Below are 3,002 nucleotides of genomic sequence, written 5' to 3' on the forward strand. Positions count from 1 at the left end.
TTGCAGCCTGGAATGCGGCGGTGTATGTGGCCCAGATCGAAGACGACCGGTTGACGGACATGGATCAAAGCGGCCGCGCTCTCGATGCCGCCAGAGAGGTTTTGCGGAAGTACAACGGGCTTTGGTTCAACGACGAGTCCTACGTCATCTCCCGCCGGCGGGACTGACATCCCAGAGTCAATTCGAAACAACCGCCGATGAGCGGCGGAACAGGGGGTTCTTTGATGCGCGCGTCTTATCTGTTCACGAGTGAGTCGGTTTCCGAGGGGCATCCTGACAAGGTCTGCGATCGGATCTCCGACGAGATCGTCGACCTGTTCTTCCGCGAGGGGCCGAAGGCCGGCATCGATCCCTGGGCCATCCGCGCCGCCTGTGAAACGCTCGCCACCACCAACAAGGTGGTGATCGCCGGCGAAACCCGCGGGCCGAAATCGGTCACCAATGACCACATCGTGAGCGTGGTGCGCGGCGCGATCAAGGACATCGGCTACGAGCAGGACGGCTTTCACTGGGACAAGGCGGACGTCGAGATCCTCCTGCATCCGCAGTCGGCCGACATCGCGCAGGGCGTCGATGCCAACCAGCCCGGCGCCGCCAAGGAAGAGGGTGCGGGCGATCAGGGCATCATGTTCGGCTATGCCTGCAACGAGACGCCCGACCTGATGCCGGCGCCGATCTTCTACGCCCACAAGATCCTGCGGCTGATCTCGGAAGCGCGCCATTCGGGGCGGGAGAAGGTGCTTGGCCCCGACTCCAAGAGCCAGGTCACCGTGCAATATGAGAACGGCAAGCCGGTCCGCGTGCGCGAGATCGTGGTCTCGCACCAGCATCTGGTCGAGGACATGACCTCGGAGCAGGTTCGCGAACGCGTCGAACCCTATGTGCGCGAGGCGCTGCCGAAAGACTGGATCGACGCCAAAACCGTCTGGCACATCAATCCGACCGGCAAATTCTACATCGGCGGCCCCGACGGCGATTCCGGCCTGACCGGGCGCAAGATCATCGTCGACACCTATGGCGGCGCGGCGCCGCATGGCGGCGGCGCATTCTCCGGCAAGGACCCGACCAAGGTCGACCGCTCCGCAGCCTATGCCGCGCGCTATCTGGCGAAGAACATCGTATCCGCGGGTCTTGCCGACCGCTGCACCCTGCAGCTCGCCTATGCGATCGGCGTGGCGCGGCCGCTGTCGATCTACATCGACACCCACGGCACCGGAAACGTGTCTGAGGACAGGCTGGAGAAGGCCGTGGCCGAAAGCATGGACCTGACGCCGCGTGGCATCCGCACCCATCTCGATCTCAACCGGCCGATCTACGCCCGCACCTCGTCCTACGGCCATTTCGGCCGTACGCCTGACAATGAGGGCGGTTTTTCCTGGGAGAAGACCGACCTGGTCGAGAGCCTGAAACGCGCCGTTTAATTTCACGCCGTCATTCCGGGGCGGTCCGAAAGGACCGAACCCGGAATCTCGAGATTCCGGGTTCGCGCTCTGCGCGCCCCGGAATGACGATTTCAACCTCAGGAACCCCACATGACCGCCGCCGCCAAGAAACCGACCTTCACCGACTACGTCGTCAAGGACATTTCGCTCGCCGAGTTCGGCCGCAAGGAGATCTCGCTCGCCGAGACCGAGATGCCCGGATTGATGGCGACGCGCGAGGAATATGGCCCCAAGCAGCCCCTGAAGGGCGCGCGCATCGCGGGCTCGCTGCACATGACGATCCAGACCGCGGTCCTGATCGAGACGCTGGCCGCGCTCGGTGCCGACATCCGCTGGGTTTCCTGCAACATCTATTCGACCCAGGACCACGCGGCGGCGGCGATCGCCGCCGCGGGCATTCCGGTGTTCGCGGTGAAGGGTGAGACGCTTACCGAATATTGGGATTACACCGCGCGCCTGTTCGACTGGCACGGCGGCGGCACGCCCAACATGATTTTGGATGACGGCGGCGATGCCACCATGTTGGTGCATGCCGGCGTCCGCGCCGAGCAGGGCGACACCGCCTTCCTCGACAAGCCCGCCTCGGAGGAAGAAGAGATCTTTTATGCGCTGATCAAGCGCCTTCTGAAGGAGAAGCCGAAGGGCTGGTTCGCGGAGATCGCCAAAAACATCAAGGGCGTCTCGGAAGAAACCACGACCGGTGTGCACCGGCTCTACGAGATGGAGAAGAAGGGCACGCTGCTGTTCCCCGCCATCAACGTCAACGACAGCGTCACCAAGTCGAAATTCGACAACCTCTATGGCTGCCGCGAGTCGCTGGTCGACGGCATCCGCCGCGGCACCGACGTGATGATGTCGGGCAAGATCGCGATGGTCGCAGGTTACGGCGACGTCGGCAAGGGTTCTGCCGCCTCGCTGCGCCAGGCCGGCTGCCGCGTCATGGTCGCCGAGGTCGATCCGATCTGCGCGCTGCAGGCGTCGATGGAGGGTTATGAGATCACCACCATGGAGGACGCGGCGCCGCGTGCGGACATCTTCGTGACTGCGACCGGCAACAAGGACATCATCACCATCGAGCACATGCGGCAGATGAAGGACCGCGCCATCGTCTGCAACATCGGCCATTTCGACAACGAGATTCAGGTTGCGAGCTTGCGCAACATGAAGTGGACCAACATCAAGCCGCAGGTCGACGAGATCGAATTTCCCGACAAGCACCGCATCATCCTGCTGTCGGAAGGCCGGCTGGTGAATCTCGGCAACGCCATGGGCCATCCGTCCTTCGTGATGTCGGCCTCCTTCACCAACCAGACGCTGGCGCAGATCGAGCTGTTCGCCAACAATTCCGGCGGCAAGTATCAGAAGAAGGTCTACGTGCTGCCGAAGTCGCTGGACGAGAAGGTGGCGCGGCTGCATCTCGCCAAGATCGGCGTCAAGCTCACCGAGCTGCGCAAGGACCAGGCCGACTATATCGGCGTCAAGCCGGAAGGCCCGTACAAGAGCGATCGCTACCGGTATTGAGGGGATCGGTTACGAGCGCAGCCTGATTCGAACGCAGCG

At 63.1% G+C, this 3,002-nt stretch carries 2 protein-coding genes; both read left to right on the plus strand.

Features of this window, described 5'->3' with window-relative positions; genetic code table 11:
- Nucleotides 1-224: 224 nt before the first annotated feature.
- Complete coding sequence (metK, locus tag JOZ76_RS33255) at nucleotides 225-1,421, plus strand: methionine adenosyltransferase (RefSeq protein WP_291705618.1); 1,197 nt, start codon at nucleotides 225-227, stop codon at nucleotides 1,419-1,421.
- A 111-nt stretch (nucleotides 1,422-1,532) separates the two neighbouring features.
- On the plus strand, nucleotides 1,533-2,963 hold the full coding sequence (ahcY, locus tag JOZ76_RS33260) for an adenosylhomocysteinase (protein WP_291705619.1): 1,431 nt from the start codon (nucleotides 1,533-1,535) through the stop codon (nucleotides 2,961-2,963).
- Nucleotides 2,964-3,002 lie beyond the last annotated feature (39 nt).

It is taken from the genome of Bradyrhizobium sp., from assembly GCF_019244115.1.
Classification (GTDB): domain Bacteria; phylum Pseudomonadota; class Alphaproteobacteria; order Rhizobiales; family Xanthobacteraceae; genus Bradyrhizobium.